Source organism: Ottowia massiliensis (assembly GCF_900240305.1).
GTDB lineage: Bacteria > Pseudomonadota > Gammaproteobacteria > Burkholderiales > Burkholderiaceae_C > Ottowia > Ottowia massiliensis.
This window is the reverse complement of record NZ_LT964854.1, coordinates 2,735,016-2,758,190: the sequence shown is the minus strand read 5'-3', so window position 1 is coordinate 2,758,190 and position 23,175 is coordinate 2,735,016. Positions and strand designations below refer to the sequence as shown.

Genomic DNA, 23,175 nt, shown 5'->3' with positions numbered 1-23,175 from the left:
ATGAACACCCCGCCCGCCCCCGCCAGCGCCGCCGCCACGCCGCTTTTCGCTGCCGCCAAAAAGGTCTATGCCCGCAGCGTCACGGGCCTGTTTGCCAAATGGCGCTGGGCGCTGGTGTGGTTCACGCAAATCATCTTCTTCGGCCTGCCCTGGCTCACCTGGGGCGGGCGGCCCGCCGTCTGGCTTGATCTGGAAGGCCGGCGCTTTTACGTCTTCAGCCTCATCCTCTACCCGCAGGACGTGATTTACCTCACGGCCATCCTCATCATCTCCGCGATGGCGCTGTTTTTGTTCACCGCCGTCGCGGGCCGCCAGTGGTGCGGCTACGCCTGCCCGCAAACCGTCTACACCGAGATCTACATGTGGATGGAGCGCCTGGCCGAAGGCGAGCGCAACGCCCGCATGAAACTGGACGCCGCCCCCATGTCCGCCCGCAAACTGGGCCGCAAGCTCGCCAAGCAGGCCCTGTGGATTGCCTTTGCGCTGTGGTGCGGCATCACCCTCGTGGGCTACTTCACGCCCATCCGCGAGCTGCTGACCAGCCTGGCGCACGGCACGCCCGGCCCCTGGGAAACCTTCTGGGTCTTTTTCTACGCCTTCGCCACCTACGGCAACGCCGGGCACATGCGCGAGCAAGTCTGCAAATACATGTGCCCCTACGCGCGCTTTCAAAGCGCCATGTTCGACAAAGACACCCTCATCGTCACCTACGACGCCGCCCGTGGCGAGCCGCGCGGCGCACGCGCCAAAAAAGCCGACTACAAGGCGCAGGGCCTGGGCGAATGCATCAACTGCACCCTGTGCGTGCAAGTCTGCCCCGTGGGCATCGACATCCGCAACGGTCTGCAATACGAATGCATCAGCTGCGCCGCCTGCATCGACGCCTGCGACAGCGTGATGGACAAGATGGGCTACCCGCGCGGCCTCATCCGCTACTCCACCGAAAACGGCGTGGCCAACGGCTGGAGCCGCCAGCAGCTGCTGCGCCGCGTGCTGCGCCCGCGCGTGCTGGTCTACACCGCCATCCTGGCCGCCGTCACCATCGCGCTGCTCGCCAGCATCGCGCTGCGCACCCCGTTCAAAGTGGACATCGTGCGCGACCGCGCCGCGCTCGCCCGCATCGTGGCCGGCGGCCGCATCGAAAACATCTACCGCGTGCAAATCATGAACGCCGCCGAAGCCGCCCACACCTTCACCCTGCAAGCCCAGGGCCTGCCCGGCCTGGAAGTGGCCGCCGGACGCACCGTCGAAGTGCCCGCCGCCCAGGCCAAATGGGTCTCCGTGCGTCTGCAAACGCCCTATGACGCCGCCGCGCCCGGCGCGCACCCCGTCACACTGCGCATCAGCGCGCCGCAGCTGGGCGAAGTCACCGAAAAAACCATCTTCATGCTGCCAAGGTAAAGCCCATGAACACGCCGCCAACACCATCAGCCGCACCGCTAGCCGCCCAGCCATCACGCCCTGGCCCGCGCCTGCAAGAGCCGCACTCCGGCCCCTGGTGGCGCTACCGCATCATGTGGCTGGTCGTCGGCGGCCCGGCGCTTGTCGTCATCGCGGGCTTTTTCACCCTCTACCTGGCCATTGCCAACCCCGACTACCTCTACACCGACGAGCAGCGCCAAACCGCCCCCGGTGCCGCCCGCCACGAACAAGCCGCCCACGCTCCCGCCCTGCAGGCCCGCAACCACGCCGCCACCGGCGGCATGGCGCCAGAAAAAACGGGCGGAAGCGAAAGCGGACAGCCCGCGCCGCGCTGAAAGGCGCGAACGGCCTCTCAGTCGGAATGGCAGCTCTTGCGTTCAGGGGCTGCGGCGAATGAAAACACGGGCTGAAACCATTCAGGCCGCAAGCCATCGCCCAACAGACGGAAGGAATCGTTTTTTGCGGGAAAAGGCGCTTGTCCGCTGGCTTGGAGCGCCGCCATGCGCTCCTGGACGTAACGGTGGGCGAAGTCCTCTTTGGCGCTGGAGCAGCGGGTTTTCCAAACCTCTTGCTCTTTGCCGGACAGGCAGCGGGCGTGATCGACGATATGCCCCAATTCGTGCAGCAAGGTGCGCCAAAGCAGCGTGCAACGCAATGCGTCGGGTGAGGGCGTGATAAGCCAGTGGCGGCGGGTGCGCTGCGCGGTGTGGCCGTCAGCGCGCAGGCGGGCCAGTTCGCGCGCCCATTCAGGCGTGAGCGCCAAAGGCCAGCGCCAGCTGGCCAGGCTTTGCGCTTCCAGCACGATGACAGGCGTGCCGTGGCGCACGAACAATGCGCGGCCCCACGCCCGGCTGAAAATGCGCTGCTTGCGTGTGGGCTGGCGCAGCACGATCATGCGCACGCGGGCCACGTCATGCGGCGGGCAGCCTGCCAGGACGGCGCAGAGGTCATCTACCGTGCAGGGATGAAAAAAACCGCCCGGCAGATGGGGTGGCTCCACGGCGAAACACAGTGAATGGCCCGCCACTTGCCGCCACACGATGACGGGCGAATGCAGCTGTTCATGGAAGGCGCGCGGCTCCCGCTGGCGGCCGAACGGAGCGGGCATTGCGAATGGCGCGCGCCGCTTGTAGCCGCTGGCTGCCGTGCCTGTGCGGCGGTTGCGGCGGGCGGGATTCCAGCTGGCGCGTTGATGCATGCAGGGCAGGGGGATTCAGTCTTGCGCGGCGAGCAGCTCCACATCGAATTCAAGCGTGGCATTGGGTGGAATCACTCCGCGAATGCCGTGCACGCCATAGCCAAGCGCAGGCGGAATGATGAGCCTGCGGCGGCCGCCAGCCTTCATGCCCGCCACGCCTTCGTCCCAGCCGGCGATCACCATGCCCTGGCCTAGCACGAAAGTGAAGGGCTGGCCCCGGTTGCGGCTGGAGTCAAACGGCGCGCCCGTCCGGCCCTGTTCATGCAGCCAGCCGGTGTAGTGCACCTGCACGGTCCGGCCGGAGAGCGCCTCGGCGCCTGTGCCGGGGGTGATGTCTTCATATTGAAGGCCGCTGGAAGTCGTGGGCATGAATGGCTTCCTTAAAGAGAAAAAGGCAAAGGCCAAAAAAAAGCGCCCTGCCGGGCGCGTACAGGTGAGTGATTCACTTCTTCTTGGATTGCGATGCAACCCAGCGCACCGCGAAAGCCTGCAAGTCCGACAGGCGCTTGAACAGATCCTGCCCGCTGGGCGTGAGGCTGTAGCCATCGGAGCCGTGGGTGATGAAGCCCGCCGCGCGCAAATCCCTGAGACGGGTGTTGAGCGTGTTGGGGGTGATGCTGCCGACGCTGTCTTGCAGCAGGCGGAAGGTCTGGGCGTGTCCGTCGCGCAGCGCCCATATCACGCGGATGGCGTAGCGCGACTCCAGCAAGGTCAGCAGCTGATTGGTGGCGGCGGTTTCCTTGGAACTCATGACGGGTTTCTCCTGAAAAAGGCCGCAGTAAACAGTTGGTTGCAGGCGTGCGGCGCAAGTGGCGGGCATGATAGCCGAATTCGGCTTTTTGCTAGCAGTTTCATAGCTTCAGATGCAGCGCTGGCGTGGACTGGCCGCTACAAATTCCGGAACGGCCGCTTCATTTTCAGGCTGCCAGCCTGCCGCGCGGGGCCAAGCAGCTTGCGGCCTCCGGGCAGGCGCGGGCAAGCCGCTGCCTACTGGCGGCGCAAGGCGCACCGCTTTCAGCGCCGGTCGGCCAGGGCATGGGCGATGGTGCCCAGATCCACATATTCCAGCTCGCTGCCCGCAGGCACGCCGCGCGCCAGGCGGGTCACGGTCAGGCCCTGCGCACGCAAGGCTTGCCCAATGACGTGGGCGGTGGCCTCGCCTTCGGCGGTGAAGTTGGTGGCCAGGATGACTTCGCGCACCGTGCCATCCGTGGCGCGCTCCAGCAGCTTTTGCATGCCGATCTGGCTGGGGCCGATGCCATCGAGCGGCGACAAGCGCCCCATCAGCACGAAATACAGGCCATTGAAGGCGGCGGTGCGCTCCAGCGCGGCCTGATCGGCGGGCGTTTCCACCACGGCCAGCTGCGAGGCATCGCGCCGGGGATCGGCGCAAGTGGCGCAAATTTCTTGCTCGGTGAAGGTGTGGCAGCGCGCGCAGTGGCGCATGCGGCTGGTGGCGGCATCCAGCGCGCGGGCCAGTTGCTGCGCGCCTTCGCGGTCGTGCTGGAGCAGGTGAAAGGCCATGCGCTGGGCCGAGCGCACGCCCACGCCGGGCAGGCGGCGCAGGGCTTGCACCAGGGCATCCAGGCTATGGGTATCGCTCATGGGATGGAGAAGATGATGGATGGCAGCGGGCCGGGATGGCGTCAGAACAGGTTCAGCTGCGCGTCATGCCGCACGGCGGGCGAGTGAAGGCATCGGGCGGCAGAAGGCCCCCGGCCCGCATGGGGTTCCAGTTCCCCCCAAGTCTGGCCGTTGCTGCTGTATCGGGCATTGAAAATGAGTGGTCCAAAAGCGCCCGCAGGCAGCGGCATGACGCACGGGGCAGGATGATGCGGCGGCTTGGCGCCCCACGGGCTGACAGGTAGCCAGCCTTGGCGCTTGTTCATTCTGTGATGCGGCGCGCGCAGGCCAACAGCGCCTGGCAGACAGGCAAAAGCGCGCGGCAAGGCAGCGCGTTTTTCAGAATGGGAATTTCATGCCGCCGGGCAGACCGGGCATGCCAGCAGGCATGACTTTGCCCATTTTCTCGGCGCTCACTTCCTCGGCCTTGCGCACGGCGGCGTTGAAGGCGGCGGCCACGAGGTCTTCGAGCATGTCCTTGTCGTCAGCCAGCAGGCTGGGGTCAATCGTCACGCGCTTGACGTCGTGCTTGGCCGTCATCAGCACTTTGACCAGGCCCGCGCCCGATTCGCCTTCGACTTCAATATGGGCCAGCTCTTCCTGCGCTTTCTTGAGGTTGTCCTGCATGGCCTGAGCCTGCTTCATGAGGCCGGCGAGTTGTCCTTTGTTGAACATGGGTGGGCTTTCCTTGAGATGTGGCAAAAGTTTTCTATCGTACTCAACAACGCGGCGCAAAGCGCCTGCCGCCAGCCTGCGCCGCATTGCGCCCCGCGTTCGGAAATGGCTTCCATCAGTATGAAAAGAGGAGCAAATGAATAGGACGGAAAAACGGCATCCCCGCAGTCTGTTCTAAGACGCCTCGCTATGAATCCAGGAGCTGATTCAGGCTTTCCCTCCTTTCAATGGCAGAGGCGCGGCCCGGCAGTTTTCTCTCCTTGCTGGCGAGGGGCTTTGTTCATCAAGCCAGTCCGGGAAATGCGCGGATGCGCTCGCGCCTGCGGACAAGACGGCTTCCCTGATGGGAGTTGGGGCCTTAGCCTTCATACGTGCCCGCTCATTCCTAAACTGTTCACAGCTTGTTTGCGCGCAGCTTCGGCAGTGGCCTAATTTTGCTTTTTTTTCAATAGCAAAACGTCCTAGTGGAAACAGCGCAGATCGGTCTTTCGACCCCCTTGAATTTGCTCCTGATTTTGATGAAAAATGGCTTTGCGCTAGCTTCTACGTAGCTGCCCAGTCCATTTGCCGCCAGGCGCGCACCCAGGCTGCGAGTGCGCCGGGGATGCTGTCAGGATCGTCCGTGTTGTGAGCGGGCAGGCCCAGCGCCTGCGCGGCGGCGTTCAGCGCGCGCATGGGGTTGGATAAATCCAGCGGGGCAGCGTGGTTTTGCTTGCTGAGCTTTTCGCCATTGGCTGCCAGAACCAGCGGCGTGTGCAGATAAAGGGGCGTGGGCGCGCCGAGGGCGGATTGAAGGAGGATCTGGCGGGGCGTGTTGTCAGCCAGGTCGGCTCCGCGCACGACGTGGGTGATGCCTTGCGCGGCGTCGTCCACCACCACGGCGAGCTGGTAGGCCCACAGGCCGTCAGCGCGGCGCAGGATGAAGTCGCCCACGGCATCGGAGACGCTTTGCTGTTGCGCGCCCAGGCGGCGGTCATGCCAGTGCAGCACGCCATTGGTCATGAAGGCGCGGGCGTTTGGTTCGGCAGGCGCTTTTTGCTCGCAGCGCAGGGTGTGCAGCCGCCAGGCGCAGGGGGCTTGGGCGCGCGGGCCGCCGCGCTCCGGGCGGCAAAGGCCGGGATAGGGCAAGGCCTGGCCGCGCACAGGAGCGTGGCCTCGGGCGGCGTGCCAGCTGGCGATGTCTTTGCGTGTGCAGGAGCAGGGGTAGGCCAGGTCCGCGCGTTCCAGCTGCGCGAGCGCGCGGGCGTAGAGTGCGCCCCGGCGGGACTGCCATGCTGGTTCTTCATCAGGCAGCAGCTGGCAGGCGGCCAGCTGGCGCAAGATGGCCTGCCCTGCGCCGGGAATGCAGCGCGGCGCGTCTACATCTTCAATGCGCACCAGCCAGCGGCCTTGGTGCGCGCGCGCGTCCAGCCAGCTGGCCAGGGCCGCCACCAGCGAGCCTGCATGCAGCAAGCCGGTAGGCGAGGGGGCGAAGCGGCCTGTGTAGGAACCTGTCTTCAAAGCCAATTCAACCGGTTGATCACGCGTGCGCGGGTGCATGGACGATGAAAGCCGCAGGGCCTGTTCACGGCGTGGCCGTGATGGAAAGCAAGCGCGGGTTGAGGCGGGCGTCACCCGGCGGGCTTCATCTTTGCGCCTCCCATCAGGCCAGAGCTGGCTTGCGCAGCAGGCAGACGGGCAGCCTTTGCGCGGGCGATATTCGGCGTTGAAACCTGTTCAGAGTCTGGCCGTGATGGGCTGTGTGGACTGCAAAGGCCCAAGAACGCGCACGTTTTTGAACAGGCTCTCAGCGCCGCCGCCCGCTCAGCAGCAAGGCCAGCACGGCGCCTGCGGCAGCAGCCACGGCCATGGATTTGATGGGCTGCTTGACCACGCAGGCGCTGGCGCGGTCGGCATAGACCTGCGCTTGCAGGCACGCCTGCCGGGCAAGGCCGCCCAGCGCCTGCTCGCACTGGCGCACGGCGCTGCGGGCGCAAGCGCCCAGGTCGGGCGGCTGTGCGTCGCCCCGCGCGGCGCGCGTGGATTCGACCACTTCAATTTCAATGGCTTCGGGCTGTTCGCTCATGGCGGTTTTCCTTTCAGAATGTGAATGGGGCTTGGGTCAGAGGGGCATTGTGCCAAGGCCCATAAAATGAGCGCTTTCACACGCTTTCACAAATTGGCGGCCCTGTCTGGGCCGTTTTTCTTTGCGGCAGAAATGCTGTCATGAAACACATGGATTTTCCCGGCAATCTTTTCGTGGTTTCCGCGCCCAGCGGGGCGGGCAAGTCGAGTCTGGTGCGCGCCTTGCGCGAGGCGGATGGCCGCATCGTGCCTTCGGTGTCGCACACCACGCGCGCGCCGCGCGGGCAGGAGACGCATGGCCGGGAGTATTTTTTTGTGGATGATGCCGAATTCAGCGCCCTGGTGGAGCAAGACGCTTTCGTGGAGTGGGCGCACGTGCATGGCAAGCGCTACGGTACATCGCGCCAGAACGTCGAGTCGCTCTTGCAGGCAGGGCAGGACGTGCTGCTTGAAATTGACTGGCAAGGGGCCTTGCAAATCAAGCGGCGCTTTGCGCAGGCCGTGCTGACATTCGTGCTGCCGCCCAGCTGGGGCGAGCTGCGCGCCCGGTTGCAGCGGCGCGGTGAAGATGCACCCGACGTGATTGAAATGCGCCTGGAAAATGCCCGCGCGGAGCTGGCGCAGGCGAAAAACTTTGATTTCGTTATAATTAACGCCGTTTTTTCCAGCGCATTGAAGGACTTGCAATCCATCGTGCACGCCCAGCGCATGCGCTATCGCTGCCAGCAATATATTCATGCCGATGTTTTCAGGGCGCTGAATATGGGCTGATATTCCGATTTGTTTTCTTTTTGATATTTCCTGATTTTGGTGATTCATGGCCCGCATTACTGTTGAAGACTGCCTGCAACAAATTCCCAACCGCTTTCAGCTCGTGCTGGCAGCCACTTACCGCGCCCGCATGCTGCATCAGGGGCATGCGCCCAAGCTGGAGTCGTCCAACCGGCCTAATGTGACGGCGCTGCGCGAAATTGCGGCGGGCCACGTGGGGCTGGAGATGCTGAAAAAGGTTTCCTGAACCCCGCAGCCCGGCACAAGCGCCTTCAGGGCGCTTTTTTTATTTGCACACATTCGATGCGGGTGATTAAATCTGACGCCATGAACAACAAAAAAGGCGATTTGTCGCCAGACCGCCGCGCCAGCTGTCAAGACTTTGCCAATGCGCCGCTGGATCAGGCCGCCCAGGCGCGCCTGGCCGCGCTGGAGACGCATGCCGTTTATCTGCCCGAAAACGATCTGGCCCAGCTGCGCCGCGCCTACCGCTTTGCCAACCGCGCGCATGAGGGGCAAATGCGCCAAAGCGGCGAGCCGTACATCACCCACCCCATCGCCGTCACCGTGCAGTGCGCGCAATGGAAGCTGGATGCGCGCGCCCTCATGGCCGCGCTGCTGCACGACGCCATGGAAGACTGCGGCGTCACCAAAGACGACATTGCCCGCGCCTTCGACCCCACCGTGGCCGATTTGGTGGATGGCCTGACCAAGCTCGACAAGCTGCAATTCACCACCCGCGAGGAAAACCAGGCCGAGTCCTTCCGCAAGATGCTGCTGGCCATGTCGCACGACGTGCGCGTCATCCTCATCAAGCTCGCGGACCGCCTGCACAACATGCGCACCATGAGCGACATGCCGCGCAGCAAATGGGGCCGCATTTCGTCAGAAACACTGGACATCTATGCCCCCATCGCCTACCGCCTGGGCCTGCACCATGTGTTCCGCGAGCTGCAAGACCTGGCCTTCCGCCACCTCATGCCCTGGCGTTACGGCGTGCTGGCCAAAGCCGTCAAACGCGCCCAGCAGCGCCGGCGCGACCTCATCCAGAAAGTGATGCAGGAAGTGCAGTCCAGCCTCAACAACGCCGGGCTGAACGCGCGCGTGAGCGACCGCGAGAAAACGCTCTACTCCATCTACAGCCGCATGAACAGCAAGCGCCTGTCATTTGCACAGGTGAGCGACTTCTACAGCGTGCGCATCGTCATGCCCAGCCGCGCTGCCTGCTACACCGCGCTGGGCTACCTGCACCAGCTCTACAAGCCCGTGCCTGGTCAGTTCAACGACTTCATCGCCAACCCCAAAACCAACGGCTACCAGTCCCTGCACACCACGCTGGTCGGCCCGGCCAACGTCAGCATCGAATTCCAGATACGCACCGAGCAGATGGACCAGGTTGCCGAAAGCGGCGTGGCCGCCCACTGGCTCTACAGCGGCGGCGCCAAGGCCGACGCGGGCGAAGCCGGCGCGCACTGGCTGCAATCGCTGCTCGACATCCAGAACGAAACGCGCGATGCCGCCGAGTTCTGGGACAACGTGAAGGTGGACCTCGCCCCTGACGCCGTTTACGTCTTCACCCCCCACGGCAAAGTCATCTCCCTGCCGCAAGGCGCCACGGTGGTCGATTTCGCCTACGCCATCCACAGCGGCATTGGCGACCGCGCCACGGGCGCCACCATCAACGGCGACCCCGCCCCGCTGCGCGCCGTGCTCAAAAATGGCGACGTCATCGAAGTCATCACCAACCCGCAAGCCGCCCCCAACCCTGCCTGGCTCGCCTTCGTGCGCACGGGGCGCGCGCGCTCGCGCATCCGCCACCACCTGAAAACCCTGGCGCAAAGCGACTCGCAGGCGCTGGGCGAAAAACTGCTCGCGCAGGCCCTTCGCGCCGAAGGCGTGCCCAGCCTGCCTGCGCCTGAACACCCCGCCTGGGCCAACCTGCTGGCCTTCGGCGCCAGCGCCTCGCGCGAAGAGCTGCTGGCCGACATTGGGCAAGGCAAGCGCATTGCCAGCGTGGCCGCCCGCCACATGGCCAGCCAGCTGGCCGCCGCCGGCCAGCGGCGCGACGCTCTGCTGCTCTCGCGCGAGCGCTACACCGCGCATGAACAGCTCTCGCAAGGCACCGTGCTGCTTGATGGCACCGAAGGCCCCGCCGTGCAATACGCCCCCTGCTGCCTGCCCGTGCCGGGCGACGCCCTGCTGGGCTACCTGGAGCGAGGCAAAGGGCTGGTCGTCCACGCCAATGGCTGCGCCGTCGCCCGCCGCCTGCAAGCGCATGACAGCGAGCAATTCATCGCCGTGGACTGGGCCGACGAACCCGCCCGCCCGTTTGAAACCGGCATCTGCGTCACCGTCACCAATGGCAAGGGCGTGCTCGCCCGCGTCACCGGCGAGCTGGCCGCCGCAGGCGTTGACATCGCCCGCGTCGAAATGGATGGCCTGGCCGCCGAAGGCACGGTCGATCTGAACTTCATCATCGCCGTGCGCGACACCGCCCACCTGGAAGCGGCCTTGCGCCAGCTGCGCCGCGCCAGCGCCGTGCTCAAGGCCGTGCGCATCACCGCTGGCGAGGACTGACGACTCCCTGCCTCTTCCGCAGCCTGGCCCGCAGGCGCGAAAAAAGCGGTTCCGAACGGACAAGACGCAAGCCGTGAAAGCCCTGCGCAGGCAAGCGGCGCTGAATGGATGGCGCTGAGCCAGTCATGCTATTTAGCTACTGAATCAATAGCATGATGTCCTAGTGAAACGGGCGCGAAATGGCATTTCAGCCCCCTTTTATTTGCTCCTGTTTCTGATTCATCTCATGCCGTTTGACAGGCAGCTTGCGCCTGCGTAGGGCGGGAATCAGGATGGGCGGCAAGGCGCAAACGGGCTGGATAACCTGCGGAGGATTCACTGAGCCACAGGCCACCCGAAACCACGTTTTTTTGCGAAATGGGTCATGGCGTTGTGTTCAACCAGCCTGGCGGCGCGCGACACGCATGCCAATGCCAGCCACAAGCAAGCCGCCAATCACCAGTGCCAGCGGATGAGTGGCTGGCACAGGCGCCACAGTGGCAGCCACCGGACGTGTTGTGCAAGAAGCAGTGGAGGCTTCCAGTGCGAAGCCGCCCCACTTTCTGGCTGAGGCGGGGTTCACTGTGGCAGAGTTGTTGAACACTTGCACAACCAGTTCGTTTGCGCCGGTCCGCCACTGATTGGCAATCGTAAACGTGGAAGGCACGGAAACATATACGCCGCCTGCCCATGAATTAGCCAGCTGGGAGCCGGGCAGGAGCTGACCATTGAGGAAAACAGCCACAACCTGATCGTCAGCATGCATGGTGGTATGCACTTGGAAGGTAGCCGGATTCACACTGGCGGCCAGATCCACATCCAGCTTGTAGTAGGTGTATTTGGCGGCGCTCATTTCAGTATTGCGGGCCAGCCAGGCTGCCGTGGGTACGTCAGCCCAAGTCCAGGTATTCGGAGGACCTAGCCGGGCCGTCACGGGTGTATCCCAGGCCGCGATAACGCCTAGCGTGGTAACGTCGTCCACGGGTTTGTTGGCCACCTTCCAGCGCGGGTCGGGCGTGCCCAGGGTGGTGATGCGGGCCAGCGAAGCATCCACACCCGTGTTGAAGATGCGGATGTCGTCTCCGCAGGCATAGGGCGCCGCAAAGACTGTCTGCGGCACGGTTAGCAAAGCGGCCAATGCGGCAGAAATGCAAAGGGACAAGCGGGAACGGAGCATAAAAAAGTTCCTATTTTTTCTGTCAAGCGAACGGCAGCCTAACTAGCTGAATGGGGCCAGCCAACTGCAAAAAGGCCAGATGCTAATAGAGGAATGGTGCCTTTGCACAGGCACTCTTTGCCTTCGCCATGGCACCTCCTGGCTGAGCCGCTTTCGCATCATGGCTTGCGCGCCATGGCCTGCGCCACGGCCAGCATGGCGTCGGTCAGGGCCTGCACGGGGTCAGGGGCGTTGTCGCGCAGCACGATGAGGGGCACGCCTGCGGCGGCGATGGCCTGGGCGGCGGCTTCGTCAGGCGCGGTGTGGCTGAGGATGGCGCGGGGGCGATGGGCCTGAATGGCTTTTTGCAGCGCGGCGGGCAGGTCTTCGTCTTTTTCAGGCGCTTGCCAGGGCACAGGCTCCAGTTGCAGCGCGGTGGCCAGCGCTTGCACGCGGGGAGTGAGCAGCAGCACGGGTAGCTCATCAGCCTGGGCCAGCTGGCGGCTGGCTTCGGATTGGGCCTGTTGCAGGCGCTGGCTGATGGCGGCGAGGTTGGCTTGCAGGCGCTCGCGCTGCGGCGGCGCCAGGCGCGAGAGGGAGTCGGCCATGATCATGGCCATGCGCGCGAGGTTGGCGCTGTCTTGCCAGGGCTGGTTGATGAGCACGGTGGCGCTGCCTTTGGCTTCGCGCAGAGTGGATTCGGTCAGGGCGATGCCGGGCAGCTCGCCCTCGATGGGGTTGGCCGCGTCGATTTCGACGATGTGGATGTTGGCGCGGCGCGCGAGCGGGTAGAGCTGGTCGTCCGGCCAGACGGAGCGCAGCGTGAGCACGGCCTGCGCCTGGCGCGCGGCGGCCAGCAGCTCGTCCAGCCCCTTGCCGCCTGCCAGGTAGCCGGGCTGGCGGCTGGCTGGCAGCCGCGCGGGGGCGGCCTGCACCAGCTCAATGGGCGTTCCCTTGACGATTTGCCGCGCCAGCCCCAGCACCACGGGGTGGGCGGCGATCACGCGCAGGGGCGCAGCCTGCCCCGCTGGCTGGACGGAGGGCGTTTCGGCGGACGGCGTGGCCGCCGGCCCGGCGGCATGGGCCGGGGCGGGCGCCAGCAGCGCGGCGGCCAGGGCGAAAGCGGAAAGAAGGGCGGGACGGTTCATGGCTGCAAGAAAAGGGGGAACAAAAACGGAAGGGGGCTGGATTTCAGGCATCAAACCGGCCTCAAGTCCTAGTGGAACAAGCGCGGGCAGCTATCCTTTTTGAAGCATGTTGGCCAGCCTGCGCTCAATGCACTGCCTGCGAGCGCCGCGCGCTGATGGCCACGGCCGCGAGAAACAGCGCGCCGGCGCACAAGATGATGGCCGCGCCCGAAGGCACGGGAATGTCCAGTGCCACGGGCACGGCAATGCCGGTGAGCGTGCAGACGGTGGCGAAGATGACGGTGAGCCAGAAAAAGCTGCGCATGGAGCCAGCCAGCAGCCGCGCCGTGGCGGCGGGTATGACCAGCAGCGCCCCCACGAGCAGCGCGCCGATGACCTTGACGGCGGCCACGGTGATGAGCGTGACGAGCATGACGAACACGTAGTCCAGCCACTGCACGGGCAGCTTGCGCGCCTGCGCCAGCGGGGCGTGAAAGCTGGCGAGCATGGCGCGGTTGTAGGTGCGGTGCAGCGCCGCCAGAGTGAAGGCGGTGACGATGGCGAGCACGGCCAGATCGCGGCCATTGACGGTGAGCACGGAGCCAAAGAGCACGTTTTCCAGAATGTGGATGTTGATGCGCGCGGCCAGCACCATCAGCAAGCTGGAGCCGAGCGCGAGCGAGACGGCCAGAAACACGCCGATGAGCGTGTCGGGCGACAGGCCCGTGCGCCCGCGCAGGTAATTGAGCAGCAGCCCGAACAGGATGCAAAAGCCGAACAGGCTGCTGTAGGGGCTGGCGATGGGTTCGCCCATCAGGATGCCGATGGCCGTGCCGGTGAGCGCGGCGTGGCCCACGGCTTCCGAAAAGAAGGCAAAACGCTTGACGACGACCAGCGTGCCCAGCCCGCCCAGCAGCGGCCCCAGCAGCAGGCCGGCCACGAGGGCGTTGATGACGAAGCCGTATTGCAGCATGGCGGGCAGCCAGCCGGCGGCCACGCCGGATTGCATGAACTGGTGCAGGCTGTCCAGCAGCGAAGGGGCGGCGGCGCTCATGCGGCCTCCTGTTGAGGTTCCGGGCGGGTGTTTTCGGGGCTGGCCGTGTGGGCGAAGAGCTGCAAGAGCATGTTCGCGTCGCCCAGCGCGGCCGGTTCGCGCGTCCAGAGCAGGCGGCCCCGGCTGAGGGCCGTGACGCGGTCGGCCAGGCGGCGCACGGCGGCCAGGTCGTGCTCCACCCACAGCACGGTGGCGCGGCTTTGCCGCCATTGGGCCAGCAGCGATTCAAAGACTTGCATGCCCGCGCGGTCGAGCGCGGCCATGGGTTCGTCCAGCAGCACGAATTGCGCGGGCGGCAGCAGGCTTTGGGCCAGCAGCACGCGCTGGCGCTCGCCGCCGGAGAGGTCGCCCATGCGGCGGCTGGCCTTGTGCGCCATGCCCACGCGCTCCAGCCCTTGCAAGATGCGCTCGCGCACGGCGCGGCGCAGGCCCAGATACAGCGGGCGCTGCTGCTGGAGCATGCAGCCCATGAAGTCCTGCACCGTCATGGGCAGCGTGCGGTCGGCCTCGATGGCCTGGGGCACGTAGGCCAGCACGCCCGGCGCGGGCAGCGGCCAGTGCAGGGTGATTTGGCCGGTGTGCGGCATCATGCCCAGCACGGTTTTCATCAGGCTGCTTTTGCCGCAGCCATTGGGGCCGACGAGGGCGTGGATTTCACCCGCGTTCACCTGCCAGTTCATGTCTTGCAGGATGCGCGTGGCGCCCAGTTGCAGGTTCACGCCCTGCAAGCGCAGGGCCGGGCCGGGGATGAAGCCGGGGCCGGGGCTGGCGGGGGCGGCGCTCATGCGCGCGCTTTCCGCGACTCTTCAATGGCGCGCACCACAGCATCCAGATTGAAGGCCATGTCTTTCTCGAACTTGTCGGCCGTGTAGGGGCCGTGCGAGATGTGCGTGAGCGGATAGACGCGCACGCCCGTCTCGCGCACCAGCGTTTGCACAAAACCCGTGGGGTTGTCTTGCTCGGCAAAGAGCACGCGGATGTTTTGCGAGCGCAGGCGGTCCACCATGCTTTTGAGTTGCGCGGCGCTGGGTTCCATGCCGTGCGCAGGCTCTACCACGGCGCTGACTTCCAGCCCGAATTCGCGCAGCAGGTAGTCATAAGCGCCGTGAATGGTGGCCACGCGGAAGTTGGCATCCGGCCCTTCTTTCACCTTGGCCAGCGCCTGGGCGCGCAGCTTGCGCAGGCGCTTGTTGTAGGCGCGGGCGTTGTCTTCAAAAAACGGCGCGTTTTCGGGCGAAATCTTGCCCAGCCCGCGCGCGATGGTGCCCACTTGCAGCATGGAGGCGCTGATGGAGATGAAGGTGTGCGGGTTCACCGCCCGCCCTTGCGGAGTGCCCAGCGCCATGGTGGACAGCAGCGGCACATCGGCATTGGCGTTGATGACGGGCAGATGGGGTTTTTCGCTGGCGGCAATCATGCGGCGGGCAAAGTCGTCGTGCCCCACGTCGTTGAGCACGGCCACATCCATCTGGCCGATGCGCTTGATGTCTTCAGAGCGCGGCTCGTAGGCATGGGGGTTGAAGCCCGCGTCAATGAAGGGCATCACTTCGGCGCGGTCGCCCACGATGTTGGCCACAAAGCTGTAGTAGGGGTGCAGCGTGATGCCGACCTTGAGCTTTGGGGCCGCATCCGCTGCGCGGATGCGGCCCGGGGGCAGCGCGCTGGCGGCCAGCGCGCCCAGCGCCATCAGGGCCGCCCGGCGGCTGAAAAAGGCGGTGCGTTCGGAAGGTTCGGAAAGAGGGGAAGTCATGTTCGGCGCCTGTATTTCGGTGTTTCAGTGCTTCAGTGCTGGTCTTTGGGCTTGACGTCATCCAGGTGCGCGGCCACTTGCCGCCAGCCGTGGGCCGCCAAATCGTCATCGTGCAGGCCGGGCAAGGCCTCTGCCGCGCGGGCCGGGCCGGAAGCCGTGCGCAGCCAGACATCAAAGCGGGCCTCGGCGTCTTGCGCGGCGGGCAGGCGCCAGAGCATGAGGCGGGCGGCCTGGCCGCCTTGTTCGCCTGGCCCGCTGCTCTGCGCTTCATCCGGCTCGCCCAGATAGGCGTAGCGCCCTTCGGCCTGCACCACGCGCCACTGGCGGGCGCCCCGGCGCTGCGCCGCCAGGTCTTGCTCGAAAGGCGACCAGCCATCGCTGGCCCAGACATCGGGCGCGGGCGGTGGCAGCGGGCGGCCTTCGGCGCGCCACTCGTCGTGCACGGCCTGCAAATCGGTGTAGATGCCTTGCTCGGCCGCCGTCAGGCCCGTGGCCAGGTCAATCTGGTGCGCCTGCAAGGCCATTTCGGTCTGCATGTGCCGCTGCCAAAGCGCCACCGTGGCCGACAGCGCCAGCACCAGCGCCACCGTCACGAGCACCCAGCGCGTTTCGCGCCCCGCCCCGGCTGGCGGCACCTGCTGCACGCAGCCCGCAGGCAGCGCAGCCGCCCCGGCGGCAGGCGGCGAGGGCGGCAGGGGCGCTTGCGTGGCGGCTTCGCTCATCGGATGTCGGCGTGATCCACCTCGGCGGAGTGGCCCTCGCCGCCGTCAAACTGCACAAAAAAGTCCTGCTTCGGGCGCTCGAAGCGGATTTGCGACTTGTCATCCAGCGCGCCCTTGAGCAGCACCTTGTCTTCGTACGACATCACGCGGATTTCCACGCCCTTGGCGTCGCTGCCATCTGAAAAACCGCCCGTGCAAAGCACATGCTGCGCGCCATCGGCCTGGCACTTGAACTTGACTGAATGCGCCTGCGCGGCAGCGCCCGCCAGCAGCAAAGCGGCGGCCAGACAAGCGGAAAACGGAAAACGGGACATGGCGAAACTCCGGAAAAATCAAGCGTGGAATAATAACAAACGCGAATTTTTCGCAACAAAGCCCAACAATCAACCCTTTTCACTTTGCACCATCAGGAGAAGTCTCATGAAACAACGCCATCTGAACGCCCTGTTGCTGGCCCTGGCTGGCAGCCTGCTTGCCCCGGCGGCCGCGCAGGCGCATGAAATCTGGCTGGCCCGCATCCACGGCCAGCCCACCGTGATGTACGGGCACGAAGAATCAGACACCGACCCCTACGACCCCATCACCATCAGCGAAGCGCGCGCCTACAAAAACGGCAAGCCGGAAGAAGTCACCATCGTGCGCCACTACACCCAGCGCTTTGCCACGCTCAAGGCCGAAGCGCCCGGCCTGCTGACCTTCACCAAGGAAGGCGGCATCTGGAGCAAAACCAAAGACGGCAAATGGCACAACCTGGCCAAAGACCAGCTGCCCAACCCGGCTGACGCCGAACGCTCCATGCATGCCCGGGGCTTTTCCGCCGCCTACCTGAACAAGCGCGAGCCAGTCACCAAACTGGGCTACGAGCTTGAAATCGTGCCCGAGACCAACCCCGCCAAACTGCTGCCCGGCGAAAAACTGCCCGTGCAGGTGATCTACCGGGGCCAGCCCTTGGCCGATGCCAAAGTCACCAGCAACGCCTTCGACCACGAAGCCCAGAAAGCCACCACCGACGCCCAGGGCCGCGCCACGCTCACCGTGGCCCGCAGCGGCCTGAATGTCATCAGCGTCAATCACGCCGTGGCCTACCCCGATCCGAAAAAGGCCGACAAGGACATCACCTTGTTCACCCTCACGTTTGAAGCCGCAGGCGGCGGCCATGATCACTGAGCGCCCGGCTTGGCCATAAGAGGCCCGGCCCGGATGAAACGCAAGACACGGGCCAGCAAATGCGAGAAGCGAAATGGCAAGGCTGGATACGCCACGCTATTTCGCTCCTTTATGCATAGCAATACGTCCTAGTGAATAGTGCGCTGAAGGGTATTTGACGCCCCCTGAATTCGCTCCTGTTTTTATTGCGACTCGAACAGCAGCGGCCCGCTTTCGTGCGGCATAACGGAAGCGGGCCGCCGCTTTCTGGATGAAGGGCTGGCGAGTCATTCAGAAGCCAGCGCCTTCAACAAGGCTCGCAGGCGCGCCAGCACAGGTTTCTGAATGCTCATCGAGAGCCTTGGGCGGGTTCGCCGCTGCGTTTGTCACCGCCTCGTTGATCTGGAATCATCAAAGAAATAACCTGTTCCTTCGGGATGGTGATTCTCCATGCCAGATTATCCCTTCCTGTCACCTCGAAAACATAGGGTGAGGCGATTCTGGATATTAGATGGACGGAGCGCACGATATTTCCCTGACAAAGTGGATTTTGTCCGACAGGCATTGGAATGGCATTGAATGTGGCACAACCTTCATCTTTCAGGAAAACACTGGCATTTGGAATGGCCCCAAGGCCAATCAGTCTGATGGCCGCAGATGGAATCTTGGTTATACTGCCCGTCATGGTTAATAACATTAGAATGGAAAAGAAAGCTCCAATAGAATATAAAACAGTTTTCTGTTTGCCCTCATAAATGATAATAATATAACTGATTGAGTATGAGATCATAAACCATGATGCCAACAGAGAAATTACCAGCCATGTATCCTGACGGAATCCTTCATAACTATAGAATAAAGCAAACAGAAAGAGCGGACAAAATGACCATGCGACAGCATCGATGAAAATAGACATGAATTTGGCCTTCAGGGCGGCGAAAGCCTGACTATTGTATTTTTTGACAAGAAGAAGCAATCGTCTCTTTCTGTCTTTCTTTGATTTCTTTTTCACGAAGAAATGCCGTATGTGCAGATGGGTTGCTCTTATCATCTTGTGCATGGAACCAGGATCAATCCTGGCGAAAGAGGAGAAGAATGCAACAGCTATATACAAAGACAAAGCGTAAATAATCGCCACCGTCCAGCCTTCCTTATGGCTGGAATGAGGCTCGCTTGCCAACCACCACAGAAATAAAAACAGCAACAAGAATAAAAATGTATTCCAGATAAAGAAACAAGCAGGATTTTTGAAGAAAACTTTCCAGCGCTTGATTTCTTTAGTCTTGAAACTGTTTTTTATTTCTGGCTCACATGAAAGCATGATGGCAGGAAACATCGCAGCTCCGGCAGGCACAACAAAAACCAGACCGCTCAATGCGATGGCAACCATCATGGCCATGGCATCGACAAGGCCGATTTCCGGCATGAATCTGATTTGCATGAAAAACAGGAGCAAAATCAGTCCACCGGTTCCCAAAATGGCCTTCCACAGGAACGGAAATATGGGTTCCAGCAATTGCCGAAGCCACGCCTGGTGATCCTGTTTTGGCGGTTTTCTCAATTTCCTGAACGCGAAAATTGTTCCAGATGCAGCCGGGCTATGTCTTTTCATTTGTCTTTTCGCGAGATGAGGGCCTGAAAAACCGGAGCTGTCACGCCTGCCCATTTTCAATTTCTTCAATTTGCGTGGAAAGCTCGAGCCATTGCTCTTCCAGCGCGGTCAATTCATTTTCAAGGGCTTTGAGTTCGCGGCCTGCGTTGGCGATGGCGGCGGGCGGCTGCGGGGTGGCCAGTTGGGTTTCGAGTTCGGTGCGGCGTGTGGCAATGGCGGCCATGCGTGCGTCGGCGGCGGCCAGCTGGCGTTTGAGCGGTTTGGTTTTTTCGGCCAGCTGGGCGCGCAGGCGGGCTTGCTGGCGGCGCTGTTCGGCGGGGTTGATGCTGTTGGCAGTTAGCGGGCTGGTTTTGGGGGCGGCGGCGGATGCCTCCTGGGCGGCGGCTTCGCGCTGGCGTTTGGCTTCGTCCAGCAGGTAGCGCTGGTAGTCGCGCAAGTCGCCTTCAAACGGCTGCACATGGCCGCGCGCGACCAGCCAGAACTCGTCGCATACGCTGCGCAAGAGCGCGCGGTCGTGGCTGACGAGCATGAGCGTGCCTTCAAAGCTGTTCAGGGCCACGGCCAGGGCTTCGCGCGTGGCCAGGTCCAGGTGGTTGGTGGGTTCGTCCAGCAGCAGCAGGTTGGGGCGCTGCCAGACCAGCATGGCCAGCACCAGCCGCGCTTTTTCGCCGCCGGAGAACTGGCCGACGGGCTGCGCGGCCATGTCGCCCGCGAAGTTGAAGCCGCCCAGAAAGTTGCGCAGCGGCTGTTCGCGCGCTTCTTCGGCGTTTTCGCGGCCGGTTTCGCGCGCCAGGCGCACCATATGTTCCAGCGGCGTGCTTTGCGGGTGCAGCACGTCCAGCTCTTGTTGGGCGAAGTAGCCGATGGCCAGGCCCTTGCCTTCGGTGACGCGCCCTGCCAGCAGGGGCAGCTGGTGCGCGATGGTTTTGACGAAGGTGGATTTGCCTTGCCCGTTGGCGCCCAGGATGCCGATGCGCTGGCCTGCCAGCACGGTGCGGCTGACGCTTTGCAAGATGAGTTTGTCGCCCGCATCGCTGCGGTAGCCGAAGGCGGCTTCCTTGATGGCGAGCATGGGGTTGGGCAGCGCGGGCGGCTCGCGAAAGCTGAATTGCAATTCGCTTTCGGCCAGCACGGGGGCGATTTTTTCCATGCGTTCCAGCGCCTTGACGCGGCTTTGCGCCTGCCGCGCCTTGGTGGCTTTGGCCTTGAAGCGGTCGATGAACTTTTGCAGGTGCGCGCGCTTTTCCTGCTGTTTGGCCCAGGCGGCTTGTTGCAGGGCCAGTTGCTGGGCGCGCAGTTCTTCAAAGGTGCTGTAGCTGCCGCCGTAGCGGGTGAGCTGGCCGTGTTCGATGTGCAGCGTGGCTTGCGTGACGGCGTCCAGAAAGTCGCGGTCGTGGCTGATGACGATGAGCGTGCCGGCGTAGCGCGCCAGCCATCCTTCCAGCCACACCAGCGCGTCCAGGTCCAGGTGGTTGGTCGGCTCGTCCAGCAGCAGCAGATCAGACGGGGCCATGAGCGCGCGCGCCAGTTGCAGCCGCATGCGCCAGCCGCCCGAGAAGCTGTTGACGGGCTGCTGCAATTGGCCGGGTTTGAAGCCCAGCCCGAGGATGAGCGCCTGCGCGCGCGCCGTGGCGTCGTGCGCGCTGGCGTCTTGCAAATCGGCATGCAGCTGGGCGATGGCCATGCCTTCGCCTGCCGCTTCGGCTTGCGCCAGCTGGGCGCGCAGGCGTGTCAGGCGTTCATCGCCCGCCAGCACAAAGGCGGTGGCCGCTTCGCCGGTTTCGGGCATGTGCTGCGCCACTTGCGCGATGCGCCAGTGGGCGGGCATGGAAAAGTCGCCCCCGTCTTCATGCAGCGCGCCGCTCAGCAGCGCAAACAGGGTGGATTTGCCCGCACCATTGCGGCCCACCAGGGCCACTTTTTCGCCGGGGTGAATGGTGGCGCTGGCTCCGTCGAGCAGCACTTTGGCGCCACGGCGCAAAGTCAGGTTTTGAAGAGAAATCACGTGTGAAAAAAACAAGCCGGAAGCAGAACGCGCAGAGCCTGCCTGCGCGCGAAAAAAGAAGGCGCTGATGGTAGTCAGCGCCTTCTGCCCCGCTTGACGGCGGTCGCCGCACGGCTCCACGCCTGAACTCCTTGAATTTGGCAAAGCGGTTCTCAATCGGATAACGCCTACGGCGCATGCGTCCGGCGCCTGCAGGGGGATGGCGTGTCTCTCAACGCGCACATCAGGCCAGCTTGGCAGAACACCGGAGGTGCTGCAAGCTGGCGCGCTTCGTGCCGTGATTTCTTTTTAAGGCCAAGCAAGGAGCGGAAAGCTGAGGCTGTGCTTCAGGAAAGCGGCTTTGCACGGGCACGAAATTCAAACCATGAAAAAGCGTATTTGCATGATGCCTCAAAGAGTGACCCTTGGGTAGGGAAGCGGCGCGCTTGCTGCCCGATTCCGTGAAAAACGGCGCAGTCTGGAGCCTGCCCGTGGCCGGGAAACGCAGCCAGAAAACGCGATCAGCAAGCGCGCTGACCGCCTGCAAAGCCGCCTTTTGTGCCTTTTGTTCATGGGCATCCGCGAAAAATGGCGCGCGGGTTTGCTGCGCGCTGGCTGGCTTTCGTTTCTTGCGAGCCGTTCACACTCCGGCCTGCACGAGGAGCAGGGCGCAGGCAACGAATGGACAGGGTGCAAGCACTGCGTTTTTGCTCTGCTATCTATAGCATGGTGTCCTAGTGGAATCTGCGCAGAATGGCATTTCGATACCCTTGAATTCGCTCTTGTTTCTGGTGTGATTCAGCAGGCCGGACTGCGGGCGGCGCTTCATTGCTGGCTGTGCCGCATGGGGCTGATCCGACTGCGGTGTGAGGCTGGGGCATGGCAGGAATGCCCTTTAAGAGCTTGTCCTGCAAGTGTTTGCGCTGGCCGCCGTGCTGAAGAGCGGCCGCGCCACACGGCTGGGCGTGCGGCCTCTTCGAAGGGGGACTTCATGCTGTTTTTCTGTTGAATGCGCGCAGCCAGAAGGGCTGCCCTGCACCAACCGGCTGAACAAGCGGGCGTGAGCTGCGCCCCTCCCACCGGTCTGCTGGTTGCCTTGGAGTGCAGGCCTTTATCGAACGCCAAGCCGATAGCAGCGGCCGTCGCCTCCAGCGCATTGATTCCGCTCCATAGGAGGTGCGTGTTGGCCAGGCGGTTTTTGACGAGCACAACCGCTGGATCGCCTCTTGTGCCGCTCCACGCATGCCAGACAAGCGCCAACACTTGGTCAGCCCGCTGGATAAGCTAGCTGCCTGACCACTTTCTGACCCAGCCATGACTGCTCCCGCTCCCCGCAAAGGCGCGCGCCGCGCCGCTGATCTGCCGCCGGAGACGCTCGCAGCCCTCAATGAAGGCCACATCGCCAGCGCCACGCTGCCTGAAATTCTGGCCATCGACCAGGCCCGCCTGTTGCGCGCCGCCTTTCCCGGCTTGCCCGCCGCCATTGATGAACAGGCGCGCGCCGCCTGTCAGCTGGGCATCGCCGCGCGCATGGCGCGCATGGGCGCGTTGCTGCTGCAAGCGCTGGGCCCCGGCGCCATCTCTGCCTGCCAGGCGCACGCCAGCGACACCGTGCGCGGCTGGGCCTGCTTTGCCATCGGTGCGCAAGAGCTGCCGCTGCGCGAGCGCCTGCAAGCCACACGCTCCCTGGCCGATGACCCGCACTTTGGCGTGCGTGAATGGGCCTGGCTGGCGCAGCGCCCCCACCTCGCCCGCGAGCTGGACGCGGCCATTGCCCTGCTGGCTGAATGGACTGCCAGCCCTTCCGAGCGCCTGCGCCGCTTTGCCAGCGAAGCCCTGCGCCCGCGCGGCGTGTGGTGCGCGCACATTGCCGCACTCAAGGCCGACCCGGCCCGCGCTCTGCCTTTGCTTGCGCCCCTGCGCGCCGACCCCAGCGCCTACGTGCAGGATTCCGTCAGCAACTGGCTCAACGATGCAGCCAAAGACCAGCCCGCCTGGGTGCGCGCCCTTTGCGCCCAGTGGCTGGAGTCGAGCGACGCCGCTGCCACCCGCCGCATCTGCCAGCGCGCCACGCGCAGTCTGAAGTAGGAGCCTGTTCATAGCGCGATCCGCTGCGCTCATTTTCTGGGCCAGCCCCATGTCCTTGGGCCTTTTGAGAATCCTGCTCTTGTGCAGCAATCCCGCCATGGAAAAAAGAGCATGAGCGACAAGCAGTGGGCACTGATGGCCCCGCACTGCCTGGGCAAGCCTGGCGAAGCAGGGCGAAGAAGCACGGACAAGCGTGTGATTCAGTCTTGGTAATTCTCAACAGGGCC

23 protein-coding genes are annotated in these 23,175 nt (G+C 64.0%); 7 read left to right on the top strand and 16 right to left on the bottom strand.

Going from position 1 to position 23,175, the window contains the following annotated elements:
* Complete coding sequence (ccoG, locus tag C1720_RS12260; RefSeq protein WP_102284388.1) at window positions 1–1,401, top strand: cytochrome c oxidase accessory protein CcoG; 1,401 nt, start codon at window positions 1–3, stop codon at window positions 1,399–1,401.
* A gap of 5 nt (window positions 1,402–1,406) precedes the next feature.
* Entirely contained in the window at window positions 1,407–1,757 is a 351-nt protein-coding gene (locus C1720_RS12255) for a FixH family protein (RefSeq protein ID WP_233199969.1), read from the top strand.
* Window positions 1,758–1,774: 17 nt separating this feature from the next.
* Here the strand turns inward: C1720_RS12255 and C1720_RS12250 are convergent, their stop codons facing one another.
* The 7 genes from C1720_RS12250 to C1720_RS12220 form a co-directional block, all read right to left on the bottom strand.
* A complete protein-coding gene (locus C1720_RS12250; protein WP_102284387.1) occupies window positions 1,775–2,620 on the bottom strand; it encodes a hypothetical protein in 846 nt (281 codons plus the stop codon).
* Between the two features lie 15 nt (window positions 2,621–2,635).
* Window positions 2,636–2,989 carry an FKBP-type peptidyl-prolyl cis-trans isomerase gene (locus tag C1720_RS12245; protein ID WP_050716161.1) on the bottom strand — a complete coding sequence of 118 codons (354 nt, stop codon included), beginning with the start codon at window positions 2,987–2,989 and terminating at the stop codon, window positions 2,636–2,638.
* 73 nt (window positions 2,990–3,062) lie between these two features.
* Window positions 3,063–3,371, bottom strand: coding sequence for a winged helix-turn-helix transcriptional regulator (locus tag C1720_RS12240; protein WP_050716162.1), 309 nt, complete (start codon window positions 3,369–3,371; stop codon window positions 3,063–3,065).
* Between the two features lie 263 nt (window positions 3,372–3,634).
* On the bottom strand, window positions 3,635–4,225 hold the full coding sequence (recR, locus tag C1720_RS12235; RefSeq protein ID WP_102284386.1) for a recombination mediator RecR: 591 nt from the start codon (window positions 4,223–4,225) through the stop codon (window positions 3,635–3,637).
* A 357-nt stretch (window positions 4,226–4,582) separates the two neighbouring features.
* Complete coding sequence (locus C1720_RS12230) at window positions 4,583–4,918, bottom strand: YbaB/EbfC family nucleoid-associated protein (RefSeq protein ID WP_050716164.1); 336 nt, start codon at window positions 4,916–4,918, stop codon at window positions 4,583–4,585.
* A gap of 543 nt (window positions 4,919–5,461) precedes the next feature.
* Window positions 5,462–6,457 carry a tRNA glutamyl-Q(34) synthetase GluQRS gene (gene gluQRS / locus C1720_RS12225; RefSeq protein ID WP_102284385.1) on the bottom strand — a complete coding sequence of 332 codons (996 nt, stop codon included), beginning with the start codon at window positions 6,455–6,457 and terminating at the stop codon, window positions 5,462–5,464.
* 247 nt (window positions 6,458–6,704) lie between these two features.
* Window positions 6,705–6,983, bottom strand: a complete 279-nt coding sequence (locus C1720_RS12220) for a hypothetical protein (protein ID WP_102284384.1) — start codon at window positions 6,981–6,983, stop codon at window positions 6,705–6,707.
* A gap of 149 nt (window positions 6,984–7,132) precedes the next feature.
* Here C1720_RS12220 and gmk point away from each other — a divergent pair, with 149 nt between their 5' ends.
* The 3 genes from gmk (at window position 7,133) to C1720_RS12205 (ending at window position 10,330) form a co-directional block, all read left to right on the top strand.
* Window positions 7,133–7,753 (top strand): guanylate kinase, encoded by a 621-nt coding sequence (gmk, locus tag C1720_RS12215; protein ID WP_102284679.1) that lies wholly within the window; start codon window positions 7,133–7,135, stop codon window positions 7,751–7,753.
* 46 nt (window positions 7,754–7,799) lie between these two features.
* Window positions 7,800–8,000 carry a DNA-directed RNA polymerase subunit omega gene (rpoZ, locus tag C1720_RS12210; RefSeq protein ID WP_050716167.1) on the top strand — a complete coding sequence of 67 codons (201 nt, stop codon included), beginning with the start codon at window positions 7,800–7,802 and terminating at the stop codon, window positions 7,998–8,000.
* Window positions 8,001–8,080: 80 nt separating this feature from the next.
* Window positions 8,081–10,330: a RelA/SpoT family protein gene (locus C1720_RS12205; protein ID WP_102284678.1), complete on the top strand. Its 2,250-nt coding sequence runs from the start codon at window positions 8,081–8,083 to the stop codon at window positions 10,328–10,330.
* A gap of 376 nt (window positions 10,331–10,706) precedes the next feature.
* On the opposite strand, the gene C1720_RS12200 is transcribed toward C1720_RS12205, so the two are convergent.
* The 7 genes from C1720_RS12200 to C1720_RS12170 all read right to left on the bottom strand — a co-directional run bounded on the left by C1720_RS12200 (window position 10,707) and on the right by C1720_RS12170 (window position 16,432).
* Window positions 10,707–11,429 carry a hypothetical protein gene (locus C1720_RS12200; protein ID WP_158241738.1) on the bottom strand — a complete coding sequence of 241 codons (723 nt, stop codon included), beginning with the start codon at window positions 11,427–11,429 and terminating at the stop codon, window positions 10,707–10,709.
* Window positions 11,430–11,644: 215 nt separating this feature from the next.
* The gene (locus C1720_RS12195; protein ID WP_102284382.1) at window positions 11,645–12,613 is read right to left on the bottom strand and encodes a metal ABC transporter solute-binding protein, Zn/Mn family; all 969 of its coding nucleotides are present in this window, start codon (window positions 12,611–12,613) and stop codon (window positions 11,645–11,647) included.
* Window positions 12,614–12,737: 124 nt separating this feature from the next.
* Window positions 12,738–13,646, bottom strand: a complete 909-nt coding sequence (locus C1720_RS12190; RefSeq protein WP_233199965.1) for a metal ABC transporter permease — start codon at window positions 13,644–13,646, stop codon at window positions 12,738–12,740.
* A complete protein-coding gene (locus C1720_RS12185; RefSeq protein WP_102284381.1) occupies window positions 13,643–14,431 on the bottom strand; it encodes a metal ABC transporter ATP-binding protein in 789 nt (262 codons plus the stop codon). Before C1720_RS12185 ends, C1720_RS12190 begins: the two co-directional genes overlap by 4 nt.
* Entirely contained in the window at window positions 14,428–15,396 is a 969-nt protein-coding gene (locus tag C1720_RS12180; protein WP_233199963.1) for a metal ABC transporter solute-binding protein, Zn/Mn family, read from the bottom strand. The genes C1720_RS12185 and C1720_RS12180 overlap by 4 nt, the downstream gene beginning before the upstream one ends.
* A gap of 32 nt (window positions 15,397–15,428) precedes the next feature.
* A complete protein-coding gene (locus C1720_RS12175) occupies window positions 15,429–16,118 on the bottom strand; it encodes a DUF6162 family protein (protein WP_102284379.1) in 690 nt (229 codons plus the stop codon).
* Window positions 16,115–16,432 carry a hypothetical protein gene (locus C1720_RS12170; RefSeq protein ID WP_050716173.1) on the bottom strand — a complete coding sequence of 106 codons (318 nt, stop codon included), beginning with the start codon at window positions 16,430–16,432 and terminating at the stop codon, window positions 16,115–16,117. Before C1720_RS12170 ends, C1720_RS12175 begins: the two co-directional genes overlap by 4 nt.
* Before the next feature lie 106 nt (window positions 16,433–16,538).
* On the opposite strand from C1720_RS12170, the gene C1720_RS12165 reads away from it, so the two are divergent.
* Window positions 16,539–17,285 (top strand): DUF4198 domain-containing protein, encoded by a 747-nt coding sequence (locus tag C1720_RS12165; protein ID WP_050716174.1) that lies wholly within the window; start codon window positions 16,539–16,541, stop codon window positions 17,283–17,285.
* A gap of 328 nt (window positions 17,286–17,613) precedes the next feature.
* Here C1720_RS12165 and C1720_RS12160 read toward each other — a convergent pair whose 3' ends face one another.
* Together C1720_RS12160 and C1720_RS12155 are read right to left on the bottom strand one after the other, a co-directional pair.
* The gene (locus C1720_RS12160; RefSeq protein WP_146007043.1) at window positions 17,614–18,945 is read right to left on the bottom strand and encodes a hypothetical protein; all 1,332 of its coding nucleotides are present in this window, start codon (window positions 18,943–18,945) and stop codon (window positions 17,614–17,616) included.
* Complete coding sequence (locus C1720_RS12155; protein ID WP_102284676.1) at window positions 18,917–20,881, bottom strand: ABC-F family ATP-binding cassette domain-containing protein; 1,965 nt, start codon at window positions 20,879–20,881, stop codon at window positions 18,917–18,919. The genes C1720_RS12160 and C1720_RS12155 overlap by 29 nt, the downstream gene beginning before the upstream one ends.
* A gap of 1,293 nt (window positions 20,882–22,174) precedes the next feature.
* Here C1720_RS12155 and C1720_RS12150 point away from each other — a divergent pair.
* Window positions 22,175–22,948 carry a DNA alkylation repair protein gene (locus C1720_RS12150; protein WP_102284377.1) on the top strand — a complete coding sequence of 258 codons (774 nt, stop codon included), beginning with the start codon at window positions 22,175–22,177 and terminating at the stop codon, window positions 22,946–22,948.
* Window positions 22,949–23,175 lie beyond the last annotated feature (227 nt).